12 protein-coding genes and 4 tRNA genes are annotated in these 13,940 nt (G+C 72.2%); 9 read left to right on the plus strand and 7 right to left on the minus strand.

Going from position 1 to position 13,940, the window contains the following annotated elements; all coding sequences use genetic code 11:
• Positions 1–12: 12 nt before the first annotated feature.
• The 4 genes from EOINJALH_RS02400 to EOINJALH_RS02415 form a co-directional block, all read right to left on the minus strand.
• Positions 13–85, minus strand: a tRNA-Arg gene (locus tag EOINJALH_RS02400).
• A 181-nt stretch (positions 86–266) separates the two neighbouring features.
• Positions 267–342: transfer RNA gene (locus tag EOINJALH_RS02405), tRNA-Pro, on the minus strand.
• 61 nt (positions 343–403) lie between these two features.
• Positions 404–483, minus strand: a tRNA-Arg gene (locus tag EOINJALH_RS02410).
• Between the two features lie 202 nt (positions 484–685).
• Positions 686–761, minus strand: a tRNA-Gly gene (locus EOINJALH_RS02415).
• 541 nt (positions 762–1,302) lie between these two features.
• Here EOINJALH_RS02415 and EOINJALH_RS02420 point away from each other — a divergent pair.
• A complete protein-coding gene (locus EOINJALH_RS02420) occupies positions 1,303–1,686 on the plus strand; it encodes a hypothetical protein (RefSeq protein WP_088278719.1) in 384 nt (127 codons plus the stop codon).
• 232 nt (positions 1,687–1,918) lie between these two features.
• Positions 1,919–2,206 (plus strand): hypothetical protein, encoded by a 288-nt coding sequence (locus EOINJALH_RS02425; protein WP_088278720.1) that lies wholly within the window; start codon positions 1,919–1,921, stop codon positions 2,204–2,206.
• A gap of 147 nt (positions 2,207–2,353) precedes the next feature.
• On the opposite strand, the gene EOINJALH_RS02430 is transcribed toward EOINJALH_RS02425, so the two are convergent.
• Entirely contained in the window at positions 2,354–3,316 is a 963-nt protein-coding gene (locus EOINJALH_RS02430) for a sodium-dependent bicarbonate transport family permease (RefSeq protein WP_088278721.1), read from the minus strand.
• A 66-nt stretch (positions 3,317–3,382) separates the two neighbouring features.
• Between EOINJALH_RS02430 and EOINJALH_RS02435 the strand changes: the two genes are divergently transcribed.
• Complete coding sequence (locus tag EOINJALH_RS02435) at positions 3,383–4,339, plus strand: LysR family transcriptional regulator (protein ID WP_088278722.1); 957 nt, start codon at positions 3,383–3,385, stop codon at positions 4,337–4,339.
• Between the two features lie 159 nt (positions 4,340–4,498).
• Here EOINJALH_RS02435 and EOINJALH_RS02440 read toward each other — a convergent pair whose 3' ends face one another.
• Positions 4,499–5,953 carry a pitrilysin family protein gene (locus EOINJALH_RS02440; protein ID WP_158219624.1) on the minus strand — a complete coding sequence of 485 codons (1,455 nt, stop codon included), beginning with the start codon at positions 5,951–5,953 and terminating at the stop codon, positions 4,499–4,501.
• Positions 5,954–5,994: 41 nt separating this feature from the next.
• Positions 5,995–7,368, minus strand: coding sequence for a pitrilysin family protein (locus EOINJALH_RS02445; protein WP_158219625.1), 1,374 nt, complete (start codon positions 7,366–7,368; stop codon positions 5,995–5,997).
• Positions 7,369–7,711: 343 nt separating this feature from the next.
• Here EOINJALH_RS02445 and EOINJALH_RS02450 point away from each other — a divergent pair, with 343 nt between their 5' ends.
• From EOINJALH_RS02450 to EOINJALH_RS02475, 6 genes are all read left to right on the plus strand, one after another.
• Entirely contained in the window at positions 7,712–8,101 is a 390-nt protein-coding gene (locus tag EOINJALH_RS02450) for a VOC family protein (protein WP_088278725.1), read from the plus strand.
• Positions 8,083–8,364 carry a TfoX/Sxy family DNA transformation protein gene (locus tag EOINJALH_RS02455; protein ID WP_158219626.1) on the plus strand — a complete coding sequence of 94 codons (282 nt, stop codon included), beginning with the start codon at positions 8,083–8,085 and terminating at the stop codon, positions 8,362–8,364. Before EOINJALH_RS02450 ends, EOINJALH_RS02455 begins: the two co-directional genes overlap by 19 nt.
• Before the next feature lie 3 nt (positions 8,365–8,367).
• Positions 8,368–9,048 (plus strand): YafY family protein, encoded by a 681-nt coding sequence (locus EOINJALH_RS02460; RefSeq protein ID WP_088278726.1) that lies wholly within the window; start codon positions 8,368–8,370, stop codon positions 9,046–9,048.
• A 361-nt stretch (positions 9,049–9,409) separates the two neighbouring features.
• Positions 9,410–11,311, plus strand: coding sequence for a multicopper oxidase family protein (locus tag EOINJALH_RS02465; protein WP_088278727.1), 1,902 nt, complete (start codon positions 9,410–9,412; stop codon positions 11,309–11,311).
• A gap of 16 nt (positions 11,312–11,327) precedes the next feature.
• Positions 11,328–11,954: an SCO family protein gene (locus EOINJALH_RS02470; protein WP_088278728.1), complete on the plus strand. Its 627-nt coding sequence runs from the start codon at positions 11,328–11,330 to the stop codon at positions 11,952–11,954.
• Positions 11,955–12,003: 49 nt separating this feature from the next.
• Complete coding sequence (locus EOINJALH_RS02475; RefSeq protein ID WP_144289821.1) at positions 12,004–13,641, plus strand: cytochrome c; 1,638 nt, start codon at positions 12,004–12,006, stop codon at positions 13,639–13,641.
• Positions 13,642–13,940 lie beyond the last annotated feature (299 nt).

The following is a 13,940-nucleotide window of genomic DNA, read 5'->3' on the forward strand; positions in this document are numbered from 1 at the left end:
GTTGGGGTTGGGCACGTCCGGGTGGGATCGAACCACCGGCCTCGACCTTCGGAGAGTCGCGCTCTCGCCACTGAGCTACGGACGCATCTGACACTGGCTGGCCTCTGCCGACGGCGCTCTGCCGCGAATCGGCAGGACGCCTTCCGTGCAACGGTCCGAAGGCCGAGCCCGGACCGTGCTTCTCGCTGAGCGTGCCTGCAGCAGCAGGTTCACGACCCACGGCTCCGCCATCGGGCTGCGGCCACGTCGCAGCCCACGCTCGAAGATGGTCTCGGTGGCAGGTCTCGAACCTGCGACCCCGTGCTCCCGAAGCACGTGCGCTGCCCACTGCGCCACACCGAGACTTGAACTGGACCCAACCGGTGGGAAAGCTCCACCAGGCTGCGCCTCGTCGAGGCGATGTTGGTACCTCGTGCACGATTCGAACGTGCGACCTCCGGCTTCGCGAACCGGCGCTCTGGAATCCTGCTGAGCTAACGAGGTATTGTGAAAGGGTGGGTTCATGAGGCGTGACCCGCCCGCAGAGACAGGTCCATGGCCACGCTGATCCACTTCGGCTGTGCCCAAACGCGAGCATCCCGTCGGATGTGGTGTCTCGCTGCACGTGGTCGGGCCAGGCACCGCGCACATCCCGGACCACCAACACCATGTCGCGTGGCCTCGGAGTGCATGGACACAGCCGAAGTGGAGCGGATGACGGGCCTCGAACCCGTGGCCTCGGCGTTGGAAGCGCCGCGCTCTGCCTATTGAGCTACATCCGCAAAAGGTGCAAGGCATGCCATCGGCCAGTACCGTGGCTGCCTTGCGGCAACTTGTTAAAGAGCGTCCACCGCGGGCGGTGGTGCGATCCATCGATCGCTGGCCCGTGCCGATGCACGGGCCGGTTGGAACAGGACAAGAAAAAAGGCCCGGATCCTGTCGGAATCCGGGCCTCTGCGAACAGAGCTGGGAGGAAGGCGCGAACTACCTGTGTTCAGCGCTTGCCTCTCCCGGATGAAACTGGCTCCCCGCCCGACCCGGCCCGCATGGGCAGGCCGGGGCGAACGAGCCCTGGGCGCCGACGTGCATGCCTTGGCCCGCCGAGGCCAGCCGCGAGGCAGCGCGCACGAACGCACCCAGACCTTGCGCGGGTCGGTGTGCATTGATGACGTTGCCTGGTGTCACGGTCTGTCCTCGGTTTGGAAACTGGCTCGGCCCGACAGGTCGGGATTCAAAGTGGAGCGGACTGTAAAGAGTCTTTACCCCATCGTCAACCCCCTGCGAGAATGATGTTCAGCCCTCGTTGCGTTCCGCACACAACCCGTGTCCAACATCACCGTCGTCAGAAGACAGAACGCACTGGCCTTGTTCCAGGACTATGCCGAGAAGGCACTGGCGCAGGGCGCATCGCCCAAGGGCCTCGAGCAGGCCTTCGCGGCCACGCTGCAGATCTCGCCCAGCATGTGGAGCCAGGTCAAGTCGTCCCGGCCCATCGGCGACAAGTTGGCGCGGCAGATCGAAGCCACGGCGGGCAAGCCGGTCGGCTGGCTCGAAGAGCCACGAGTGTCCGTGGTGCCCACCTCGGCAGAGAAGGCGTTCCTCGATCTCGCCCTGGCCGCCTTCCGCTCGACGAACGCCCGGGGACGCAAGGCGTTGAAGGCGCAGCTGGAGACCTTGCTGCAAGACCCTGCGCAGCGGCCCGGCTGAGTTTGAATCGCCTCGGGCGAAGGGCCAGGGTCGATGTCGAACGCGATCAGACGGCATCGCGGCCCGTCACCGGACAGCGCCGCGCGCGAACTTTCCCGCGATGACAGCCGTGGCGGCGAGCGAGCGTGCGTCCACCGGCCGCCCGGCGTCGCGTGTCCGGTCTGGCCGATCGTTGCCGTCCGTCCTGGTGAGGGCCTCGCAGGGGCCCTTGTCCCATCCCAGGAGAACCGACATGTCGCATGCCAAGAGCCTTCACGCCCCCACGATGCATGGCGCGGTGCCGCGCGCCCCGTCTCTCCCCGGCATCGTGTCCGCCGCGGCGGCCGCAGCCGTCCTCGCCAGCGTGTTGACGGCCACGCTGCTGGTCAGGAGCCCGGCCGCAGCCGAGGCACCTCCAGCAGAAGTCGCACCGGTGGCGATGCAGGCCACGGCCGCACCGTCCGGCACCAGCGTGCCGGAGGCCAGCACCGTGTTCGCCGGCCAGCACCTGCCGGAACAAGAGACCGTGCCGACGTTCTGACTTGGGCCGGGTGCATCAGGTCGGCAACACCGTGACCCGTATCGAATGCATCGCGCCGCGCTGCTCCCACGGCTCAGCGCGGCCAACGGCGGCCTAGGCGTTGAACGTCACCGACCGGGCCGCCCCCATGTCGCGACCGGCGCGTCGTCACCCCAGGCGCTGGGCCAGCGATGCGCAGAGCGGGATGCCGATGAGGATGTTGAACGGGAACGTGAGCCCGAGCGACATGCCGAAGTAGAGCGACGGGTTGGCCTCCGGGATCGCCTGGCGCACGACGGCGGGCACGGCGATGTACGACGCGCTCGCGGCCAGCACCATCAGCAGCGTCGCATCGCCCACCGACAGGCCGGCGGCGCCGGCGAGCGCTAAGGCGAGCATCGCGTGCACCACGGGCCCTCCGATCGCATAGGCCAGCAGCCACGGTGAGCAGCCCTTCAAGGCGCCGAAGTTGCGCGCCGCGACCAGCCCCATGTCGAGCAGGAAGAAGGCGAGCATGCCCTTGAAGAGGTCGCCGGAGAACGGTTGCATCGCCTTCTGGCCCGCTTCGCCCGTGACGAGGCCGATCACCATGGCGCCGAGCAGGAGCAACTGCGCGCCATCGGTGAACGATTCGTGCAGGACCTTGCCGAGGCCGTGCGGCGCGCCGGGCCCGAGCGCACCCTCGCGGCGGCGCGCGGCGTTCGCCAGCACCACCGCCATCACGATGGCCGGCGACTCCATCAGCGCCATGGCCGCCGCCATGTGGCCGCCATAGGCGATGCCATGGGTTTCCAGGTACTGCACCGCGGTGATGAACGTGACCGCACTGACCGAGCCATAGGTGGCGGCGATCGCAGCGGCATCGAAGCGTGACAGGCGCCTGACCAGCAGGGCGTAGCCGATCGCCGGCACGACGATGGCGAGTGCGACCGCACAGGCCAGGCTCACCGCCACATCGGCGTTCAGCCCCGACTTCGAGAGCGCGAAGCCGCCTTTCAGGCCGAGCGCCATCAGCAGGTACAGCGACAGGAAGCGCGCGATCGCCGGGGGGATCTCCAGGTTCGAGCGCAGCGCGCCGGCCACGAGGCCGAAGACAAAGAAAAGGATCGCGGGGTCGAGGAAGTTCTGCATGGCGGAGCGGGATGATGGGTTCGATGTTTCATCAGCACAAACGATATGTTCTGATTAAATACATCGATGTCACCGATATCTGAACCCGCCTCCCCACCCGGCCTGGAACGCGCCCCGCGCGCCAGCCTCGTACAGTTGCGCACCTTCGAAGCCGTCGCACGGCTGGGCGGCGTCGGCCGCGCGGCGCGGGCGCTGCACCTCGCGCAACCGACGGTGTCGACGCAGATCAAGGAACTGGCCTCCGCGCTCGGTCTGGTGTTGTTCGAACCGCGCGGCCGTGGCCTGGTGCCGACCGCCGTCGCCGAGCGGCTGGCACTGGCCGTGCGTGCCATGGGCGTCGCCTGGCAGGGCTTCGAGGAGGACGCTGCGGCGCTTCAAGGTCTCAGGCGCGGCAGGCTGCGCATCGCCGCGGTGACGACGACCGAGTACTTCCTGCCCGACCTGCTGGGGCCGTTCGCACGCGAGTACCCGGGCATCGAGATCGAACTCGCCGTCGAGAACCGCGACGCCGTCGTGGCGCGGCTCGAGCGCGGGGACGACGAACTGGCAGCGATGATGCTGCCGCCGCCGCACCTGCCGCTGGCGCGCTGGCCGTTCCTCGAGAACCCGCTCGTGATCATCGCGCCGGCCGGGCATGCGCTGGCAAGGCGGCGCCGCCTGAAGCTGGCCGATCTGACTGCCGAGCCACTGATCGTTCGCGAGGCCGGCTCGGGCACTCGCGCCGCGGCCGAACAGGCGTTCGCCGCCCAGGGCATCACCTGGTCGCCGCGCATGACCCTGGGCAGCAATGAAGCGGTCAAGCACGCGGTGCGTGCCGGCCTGGGGCTGGCGGTGCTGTCGCGCCATACGCTGGTGCAGAACCCGGCCAGCGAAGGCCTCGCGGTGCTGCCGGTGACCGGCTTTCCGTTGCGCCGTCAGTGGCACCTCGTGTGGCGGCAGGACCGGGCCTTGTCCCTGCCGGCGCGGACCCTGCTGGACGACCTGAGGGCACGCCTGCACGTCAAGGCGCCGCCCCGGGTCTGAATGCGCGCTGCAGCGCCCGTCCTTGACCGATGACCAGGCCCGACCCCACGCCGCCAACGGGGTGCGGGTGCCGTCAAATGCGTTGGCCGAAGGCAGGCTCGCTCAGTTTGCGAGTCAGATAGGCAGCGAAACCGATCGCCTCGCGCCCCTGCCCGCGCGTCAACGCCCCTTCGGTTCCGCCGACAGTTCGCGCAGCCACTGCTCGACACTCAGCGCCGGCGCGGCGTCGCCCGGCGCCGGCTCGCCGATGCCCTGGAGGTCGCCGACGACCACGGCCCGCACGGTCGCGGACGTCCAGTGCGTGCGCGCGAAGGCGCGCACCTGCTCGGGCTGCACCGACAGCCAGTCGTCGGCCTGCCGGGTCAGCGCAGCCATCGGCCGGCGTTGCACCCACTGGCTGGCCACCAGGCCCGCCAGGCTGCCGGTGGTCTGCAGGCGCCGCGCGAAGCTGCCCACCAGGCTGGCCTGCCGCGCGGCCAGTTCAGCAGCCGTGGGCGGCGCCGCGGCCATACCCACCACCTCGTCGCGCATCAGCTGCAGCACCTGGTGGGCCGTGGCCGGTGCCGTCTGCGCCTGGGCCGCGAGCAGACCGCCAGTGTCCTGCGCATCCACCCGACTGAAGGCACCGTAGCTCAGGCCGCGCCGGATGCGGATGGCCTGGTTCAGGCGCGACGAGTAGTCGCCGCCCAGCACCGCGTTGGCCACCTGCCCGATGCGCAGGTCGGTGGCCTCGGCGGCCACGAACGGCGCCGCCACGGCCACCACGCTCTGGCCACTGCCGGGCAGGTCGATCCGCAGCAGCGGCCGCGCCTGCGGCCTCGGGGCCTGCGACGGCAGCATGGGCAGTGGCAGTGGCGGCACCGCCCAGGTGCCCAGCCAACGGCGCGCCAGCGCCTCGGCCTGGTCGGCGTCGAGGTCGCCGGTGGCCACCAGCAGCGCGTTGTCGGGACGGAACCAGCGCGCGTGGAAGGCCTGCACGTCGGCCCGCGTGACGCGGCGCAGCGTCGCCGGGGTCTTGATCGCGCCGTGCGGCGTGTCGCCCCAGTAGCTGCGGCGCAGCGCCATCGCGGCCACTTCGGTGGGGTTGCCCAGAGACAGCCGCAGCGCATCGGCCGCCTGGTTGCGGGCGCGGCCCAGTTCGTCCTCGGCCAGCATGGGGTGGCGCGCGGCATCGGCCAGCAGCGCCAGCGCGGCCTCGGCCTGCGGGGTGACCACCGTCATGCTCAGCGTGGTGGCCTGCCAGGTGCTGCCGCTGTCGAGCGCGCCGCCCAGCGCCTCGGCCTGCCGCACCATCTGCAGGGCCGGCACCGGCCGCCCCTGGCGCCACGCGCCCTTCGACAGCAGGGCTGCGGCCAGTTCGGCGGTGCCGGCACGGCCCGGCGGATCGGCTTCGGGGCCGGCGCGCACGACCAGCATCAGGGTCACCAGGGGCGGGCCGCGGCGCGACACCACCGCCAGCGACAGGCCGTTGGGCAGCCGGCGCTCGACGACCGGCGGCACGACGATGGGCACCACCGGCCGCGCGTCGGGCGGCGCCTCGGGCGGCGTGGCCACCGCGGCATCGTGGCCGGGGCTCTGCGCCTGGGCCGGGGCGGCGGCCAGGGCCGTGGCCACGGCCCATGCAGGCCCGGCGCAGCGCCCCCCCCGCGAAGGCCTCATGCGGGCACGCCGCTGGCGCGGCCCTGGGTGTAGTGCACCGTCACGCGCCGGGTTTGCAGCAGGTGGCGAGTCAGTGCGCGCTGCACGTCACCCGCGCCCACGGCCTGCAGGCGCGCCAGTGCGCGGTTGGCGTCGCCGGCATGGCCGCGCAGCAGCAGGGCGCGGCCGATGGCCTCGGCCTGGCCCTGCGGCGACTGGCGCGCGCCGAGCGCCTGCGTGAGCAGGCGCATGCGCACCTTGTCCAGTTCGGCGGCCGGCAGAGGGCCTTGTGCCAGGCGGCGCACGGCCCCGAAAAGGGCCTCGGCCAGCGAGCCGGTCGAGCGGCCCCCGGCGGCGATGGCAAACGCCGCCAGCAGGCCGGCGTCGGCATAGCCGTCGGCCGAGAAGCCGGCCGACTGGGCCGCCTGGTCGCGGTACACCAGCGTCTCGTTGAGCCTCGAGGACTCGCCCGCCGACAGCAGCGCAGCAGCCACCTCCAGCGCGGCCGCGTCGGGGTGGCTGGCCGGCAGGCCGCGCCACAGCAGGGCCACCGCCGGCAGCGGCACCTGCGGCGCGGCCAGCCGCACCACGCGGTCGGTGGCCATGGCCGGCTCGCGCACGGCCACGCGCGGCACGGGCTGGGTCGGCGAGGTCAGGCCGCCGAAGTGCAGGTCGACCCAGGGGTCGAGGTCGGCCGGATCGAAATCGCCGACCACCACCAGCACCGCGTTGTCGGGCCGGTAGTAGGTGCGGTGAAAGTGCTGCACGTCGGTCAGCGAGGCCGCCTGCAGGTCCTCGATGCGGCCGATGACCGGCCGGCGGTAGGGGTGCACCTGGAACGCCAGCCCGGGCAGCGCATTGAAGAGGCGCCCATAGGGGTCGGCCAGCACCGCCTCGCGGAACTCCTCGATCACCACCTGGCGCTCGCTGTCGAAGTTGGCCTGGTCCACCGTGAGGTGGGCCATGCGCTCGGCCTCGGCCCAGAGCAGGCGCTCGAGGTGGTTCGACGGCACCTCGCTCTGGTAGGCCGTCATGTCTTCGGTGGTGTAGGCGTTGTTCTGGCCGCCGACGTCCTCGGTCAGGCGGTCGAACATCTCGTTGGGCATGTGCCGCGTGCTCTTGAACATCAGGTGCTCGAAGAGGTGGGCGAAGCCCGAGCGGCCGGGCGGGTCGTCCTTGGCACCGACGCGGTACCAGACCTGCACCGCCACCGTGGGATGGCGGCGGTCGATCGCACTGACGACCTGCAGGCCGTTGTCGAGCCGCCGCTCGCGCAGCGCCAGCGGCGGCAGCCCGATCGGCGCCGCCGCGGCCCCGGACGGCCAGGCCAGTGCACCGGCCAGCGGCAGGCCAAGCTGCAGACAACGTCGGCGGGTGAGGGCAGGTGGCATCGGGGCGGTCGGGACGCTGCAAAGGCAGCGCGCGATCATCGCCGATCGGCGGTTGCCGCGCCGCCGCGGGGCCGTCGATCGCAGCGCACGGCGTGCAGCGGGACGCGTCGTTGGCAGGCCAGCACCCGCAGGCCCCTGCCCGGCTGCTGCCATGCCGTTGTCAGCAGCCCCGGCGCAGCATGTCGACCTCGACCCACCCAGCCCGCAGAGCCCGCCCACGAGGAGCCAGACGCCGGGACGCGCCAACGCGCCATGCGCCGCCACCCTGGGCCTGCCCGCGCTGGCGTAGCATCTGGCCGACCCCGGGCCCGCCCCCAACGTGTCGCCGCCACAGGAGACCCGCATGAGATTCGCCTACACCATCGTCTACGTGCGCGATGTCGAGGCCTCGCTGGCCTTCTTCGAACGCGCGTTCGGCCTGGCCCGCCGTTTCGTCGCCCCCGGCGGCGACTACGGCGAGCTGGACACCGGCGGCACCGCGCTGGCCTTCGCGCAGCACGAGGTCGCGGGCGACAGCCTGGGGCAGCCCTATCTGGCCGCCGAGGCATCGGCCCTGCCGCTGGGCATGGAGGTGGGCTTCGTCACCGACGACGTGGCTGCGGCCTGCCAGCGCGCGGTGGCCGCCGGCGCTGCCTTGCTGAAGGCGCCCACCGTCAAGCCCTGGGGCCAGACCGTGGCCTATGTCCGCGCGCCCGACGGCACCCTGGTCGAGCTGTGCACGGCGATGGGCTGAAGGGTCTTGGCCCGACCAGCCGCGCCTGGCTGTCGCAGGTGGGCATCGACGATGCCGACGCGCTGCGGCGCGCCGACGCCATCGACGTGTTCCTGCGCGTCAAGGCGCTGCAGCCCGGCACCAGCCTGAACCTGCTGTTCGCGCTGATCGGTGCGCAACAGGGCCGCGACTGGCGCGACATCGCCCGCGAGCGCCGCACCGACCTGCTGCTCGAACTGGACGCCCGGCGCCCGCCGGCGCGTCGGCCAAAGCCCCCGCGCTGAGCCATGCGCCGTGGCGACCGACTCTTCCAGCTGGTGCAACTGGTGCGTGGCCGCCGGCTGTCGACCGCGGCCTTCCTGGCCGGCCGGCTGCAGGTGTCGCTGCGCACCGTGTACCGCGACATCGCCGACCTGCAGCACCAGGGCGTGCCGATCGAAGGCGAGTCGGGCGTGGGCTACCGCATGCGCGCCGGCTTCGACCTGCCGCCGCTGATGTTCACCACCGACGAGGCCAAGGCCCTGATCGCCGCCGTGAGGCTGGCCGAGCCGCGGCTGGACGATGCACTGGCACTGCAGGCCGATGGCGCGCTGTCGAAGATCCTGGCCGTGCTGCCGGCCGCCACCCGCGCCGCCGCCGAGGGCCTGGCCGTGTATGCCCCGGCGGTGGACGCCGACCCCGCCACCCGCGCACGCGTGGCCACGCTGCGCCACGCCGCCGAATCCCGGCACAAGCTGCGCCTGCACTACCTCGATCTGCAGGGCCAGGCCAGCGAGCGCACGGTGCGGCCGCTGGCCTGCTTCTTCTGGGGCCAGGTGTGGACGCTGGCGGCCTGGTGCGAACTGCGGCAGGACTTCCGCAGCTTCCGCGTCGACCGCATCGGGCGGCTCGACCGCCTGGACGAGCGCTTCCGCGACGAGCCCGGCCGGTCGCTGGCCGACCTGCAGCGGCGCTATCGCACGGCGTGAGCGTCTGCATCCGGCCCGGTTGCTGGCCGGGATCGCGCCCGGCGCCATGATTTTTCGCAATGTGTGGCACCGGCAATCGATGGCGTCCGACCTGCATCAAGTCGGCGTCATTGATCGCGAACAGAGCGGCCCCTGCGACAACACACCGCATTGAGCAATTGAAACAAGGCGCCTACATTTCGGGGCGTATCACCCAGTAACAGGGGCATTTGCCCCAACAACAGGGTCATATGACCCGAACGCCGCTCTTTTGACAAGCCATCACCTGATCCGTGACCGCGGGGGTTCATGCGCCCGGCCACTGGCCGGAGGCTTGCCGATCGCCAGGCGATTCGAACACCAACATGCCGGAGGAACCCTCATGACCACCCGTCGCCGCACATTCGTCCAACAGTCCCTCGCCCTCGGCGTGGCCTCGAGCCTGCCGTCCCTGGCCAAGGCCCAGACCACGGTGGCCGACACCAGCCTGCCCATCGATGCCGGCCTGCCCGTGCCGGAGTTCTCGACGGCGGCGGTGCCCACGCCATTGGCCGGGGCCACGCACCCGAAGTTCGTGCTGCCCATGCCCAACCCGCTGGCGGCCACCAACGTCTTCAAGCCCGACGTCACCGGCGGCAGCGCCTACACGTTGCGCATCCGGCAGTTCGCCGCCAACCTGGGCCTGGTCGGACCGACCGGCCTGCCCCTGCGCACGGTGATGTGGGGCTATGCCGCCGCCGGGCAGGCCACCACTGCACCGGGCCGCACCTTCGTGGTCCGGCAGAACAAGCCGATCCAGGTGACCTACAAGAACCAGCTGGTCAACTCGGTGGGCGTGCCCATCGCGCACCGGCTGAAGGTGGACACCACGCTGATGTGGGCCAACCCCGGCAACCTGGGCGGCCAGGCCCCGGTGCCGCTGGTGGCCCACCGCCACGGCGGTCTGCAGGACACGGCCAGCGACGGCCTGCCCGAGGCCTGGGCCACGCCCGACGCCAATGCCGACGGCATCCCCGATTTCCGGGGGCGCCTGTACAGCACGCCGTACACCTTCACCAATGCGCAGGAAGCGGGGCACCTGTGGTACCACGACCACGCGCTGGGCGTGACGCGCCTGAACGTGGCCATGGGCCTGGCCGGCAACTACATCATCCGCGACACCAACGAGGACTACCTGGTTGCCAACCGCATGATCCCGTCGGGCGCCTACGAGGTGCTGATGACGCTGCGCGACCAGATGTTCGACACCACCGGCAAGGTGTTCTACCCCTACATCGACGCGGCCAATCCGGGCGCGCCGGTGCCCACCCACCTGCCCGAGTTCTTCGGCGACTTCATCCTCGTCAACGGCGTGCCCTGGCCGCGCTTCGACGTCGAGCCGCGGCCCTACCGGCTGCGCATCGTGAACGCCTCCGACTCGCGCTTCTACGACCTGACGCTGGGCCTGCCCAACGGCGCCGCTCTGCCGATCCGGCAGATCGGCACCGAGCTCGGCATGATGAACGCGCCGGTCACCCTGACCCACCTGCTGATCGCCCCGGGCGAGCGCGCCGACGTGGTGGTCGACTTCACCGGCTGGACCAACGCCAACGTCAACGTGGTCAACAGCGCCAACGGCCCGTTCCCGAACGGCAACCCGGTGGACCCGCTGGCCGATGGGCAGGTGATGCGCTTCCGCGTGGTCAAGCCGCTGAACACCGCCGTGCGCAAGCCTGTGCTGCCGGCCTTCCTGCGGCCGGTGAACGGGCTGCTGCCCGCGGTCAGTACCGCCGGTGTGCCGGTGCGCAAGCTGATGCTGCTGGAGGGCATCGATTCCTTCGGCCGCCTGGAAACCCTGCTCGGCACGGTGAACCCCGCGGCCGGCAACCCGGCCACGCCGGCGCACGGCACCTTCTTCTACTCCGACCCGGTGACCGAGAACATCGCCGTCGGCGCGACCGAGATCTGGGAACTGCACAACACCACCGTCGACGCGCACCCGGTGCACCTGCACCTGGTCGATTTCCGCGTCCTCAACCGCCAGCCCTTCACCGGCACCATCGTCGACAAGCCGATGGGCCCCAATGGCACCACCACCGGCGGCTACCTCACCCAGATCGCGATGGCCGGTGCGGCGCGGCCCGCGGAGCCGGGCGAAGCCGGCCGCAAGGACACGGTGATCACCTACCCCGGTGAGGTGACGCGCATCCTGGTGAAGTTCCCGCGCGCGGGCGAGTACGTGTGGCACTGCCACATCCTCTCGCACGAGGACCACGAGATGATGCGCCGCTTCATCGTCCGCTGACCCCCGGGAGCCGACCATGCCGATCCTTGCCGTTCCCCGGCACGGCGTGGTCGCCCTGGGCCTGGTGGTCGTCGCGCTGGCCTCGGGCTGGCCGGCGACCGCCGGGGCACAGGTCGACCACCGCCACCACCACGCCACCGCGAAGGCCCTGCCCGAAGGCCTGTCGCGGCGGGTGGTGGACGTGCGCCTGCCCGACGTCACCGTGCAGCAGCACGACGGGCGCAAGCTGCGCTTTGCGCAGCAGTTCGCGGGCGAGGCGCCCGTTGTCGTCAACTTCATCTACACCAGTTGCACCGCCATCTGCCCGCCGATGACGCAGATCCTGGCGCACACCCAGCACACGCTGGGCGACCGCGTTGGGCAGCTGCGCATGGTGTCGGTGTCGATCGACCCCGAGCACGACACCGCCGCCCGGCTGGCCGAGTACGCCGGGCGCTTCTCGGCCGGCCCGCAGTGGCACTTCGACACCGGCTCGCAGGCCACCAGCGACGCCATCCAGCGCGCCTTCGGCGTCTACAGCCCCGACCGCATGAGCCACACGCCCACCACCTTCGTGCGGGCGCGCGGCGCCACGCGATGGGTGCGGCTGGACGGCTTCGCGACGCCCGAGCTGCTGATCCGGGAAGCGATGGGTGACCACTGACCGCCCAGGCCCGCCGCGCGGCGGGCCCATCCTGTCATGGCGCCGCGCCGTGAAAGCGCTCGCCCGCACGCTGGCGTGGCCACTCGCGCTGTGGCTGGCCGCCCTGCCCGCGTCGGCCCAGGGCGTGGCCGACGCCGCGGCCGGCCGGCGCCTGTACGACGAAGGGCGCTTTGCCGACGGCCGGCCGCTGGTGGGCCTGCGCACCGACGGCGTGCGCGTGAGCGGGGCGCAGGCCGCCTGCGCCCAGTGCCACCGCGCCAGCGGCATGGGCGGCGCCGAGGGCACGGTGCTGATCCCGCCGATCGCCGGGCCGCTGCTGTTCGCGCCCGCGCAGGCGGACCACGTGCGCACGCCGCGCCGTGCGTCGGGCATGCAACGCACCCCGCCCGCCTCGCTGGTGCGCGGCGCCTACACGCTGCAGTCGCTGCAGCGCGCGCTGGTCGACGGCCACGGGCCCGACGGCGCCGCGCTGGGCTACCTGATGCCGCGCTACGCGTTGAGCGACACCGACGTGCGCGACCTGGCAGCCCACCTCGACACCCTCACCGTCGGCCCCGCACCCGGCATCGACGGGCAGCACCTGGGGCTGGCCACCGTGGTGGCCGACTCGGCCCCCGCCGAGCAGCGCCAGGCCGTGGTCGACATCCTGCAGCGCTGCGTGGCCGAGCGCAGCCCGCGCGGCGGACACGACAGCGCAGGCCGACCGATCCTGCCCTGGCGTCTGGACGTGTGGACCCTGCAGGGTCCGCCGGACGGCTGGCCCGCGCAACTGGCCGAACACGCCCGGCGCCGCCCCGCGTTCGCCCTGCTGTCGGGCCTGACCGGCGACACCTGGGCGCCGGTGCAGCGCTTCTGCGAGGCCCATGGCATCCCCTGCGCCTACCCCAACACGGTGGCCGTCGACCCGGGCGCGCCGAGCCACTGGACCATGCACCTGTCGCTGGGCGTGGCCGCCGAGGTGGCCGCGCTGGTGGAGCACCTGCCCGACCTGGCCCTGCCGGGCACCCGGCCCCGGGTGCGGCAGGTGGTGGGCGACGGCGAGGCCGCGCGCTTGGCCGCGCGGCTGTTGCGCGAGCGCCTGTCGCGGATGGGCTGGCCGATGGCCGACGACGAGCACCCGACCGCGGAGCGACGCCCCGTGACGACGGCGGCCGCGTCGTGGCCGGACGAGCTCCTGGTGTTGTGGCTGGAGCCCGAGGCCCTGGGCCGCTACACCGGGACATCGCGGCCGCCCCTCGGGCCGGTCGTGCTGTCGGGCGCGCTGGGCGGGCTCGAAGCCGCCCCTCTGGCGCCCGCCTGGCGCGCCAACGCGCACATGCTCTACCCCTACGAACCGGCCGACCGCCGCGTCGGCCGCATCGTGCTCAACGCCGGTGGCTGGATGCAGCGCAACGGGCTGGCGCTGACGGCCGAGCTGAGCCTGCTGCAGGGCAACACCTACTCGGCCTGCGAGATGGCCTCGCGCGCGCTGCAGATGATGCGCGGACGCACGTCGCGCGAGTACTTCATGGAGTTGCTGGAGGCCTCGGCCGAGGGCGCGCTGGCCACCGGGTTCCCGCGCTTCACGCTGGGCGCGCACCAGCGCCAGGGCTCGCGCGGCGCCTACGTGATGCGCTACGACCCCACGCCGCCCGAGGGCGGGCGGGTGCACCTGCGGCGTACCAGCGACTGGCTGACCGAGCGCTGAGCGCGGGCCGACCCCCAAGGGCCGGGCGGCCCGGCACGGGCCTGCCGCACAATCGGCGCCGATGTGCCCTGCCCCGACGCCATGCCGCCGCGCCTGACCCGCCGCAGGCCCTGCGCCGCGCGGGCCTCGGCCTGGGGGCTGGCGGTGGTGGTGGCCGCCCTCACCGGCTGCGCGCATGTGCCCGACCCGACGGCGCCGCCGCCGGAAACCAGGACCGTGCCCTGGCCCGCGCCGGCGCCGTCCCCCGCGCCGGCACCTGCGCCGTGGCCGGCACCAGCGCCACCGTCCCCGCTGCCCCC

Source organism: Ideonella sp. A 288 (assembly GCF_002198735.1).
GTDB lineage: Bacteria > Pseudomonadota > Gammaproteobacteria > Burkholderiales > Burkholderiaceae_C > Pseudaquabacterium.

Bases quoted from the DNA above. Each gene is read 5' to 3' on its own strand.
- EOINJALH_RS02425 (WP_088278720.1), top strand. From the start codon at position 1,919: ATGTCGCATGCCAAGAGCCTTCACGCCCCCACGATGCATGGCGCGGTG.
- EOINJALH_RS02430 (WP_088278721.1), bottom strand. From the start codon at position 3,316: ATGCAGAACTTCCTCGACCCCGCGATCCTTTTCTTTGTCTTCGGCCTC.
- EOINJALH_RS02435 (WP_088278722.1), top strand. From the start codon at position 3,383: ATGTCACCGATATCTGAACCCGCCTCCCCACCCGGCCTGGAACGCGCC.
- EOINJALH_RS02445 (WP_158219625.1), bottom strand. From the start codon at position 7,368: ATGCCACCTGCCCTCACCCGCCGACGTTGTCTGCAGCTTGGCCTGCCG.
- EOINJALH_RS02450 (WP_088278725.1), top strand. From the start codon at position 7,712: ATGAGATTCGCCTACACCATCGTCTACGTGCGCGATGTCGAGGCCTCG.
- EOINJALH_RS02460 (WP_088278726.1), top strand. From the start codon at position 8,368: ATGCGCCGTGGCGACCGACTCTTCCAGCTGGTGCAACTGGTGCGTGGC.
- EOINJALH_RS02465 (WP_088278727.1), top strand. From the start codon at position 9,410: ATGACCACCCGTCGCCGCACATTCGTCCAACAGTCCCTCGCCCTCGGC.
- EOINJALH_RS02470 (WP_088278728.1), top strand. From the start codon at position 11,328: ATGCCGATCCTTGCCGTTCCCCGGCACGGCGTGGTCGCCCTGGGCCTG.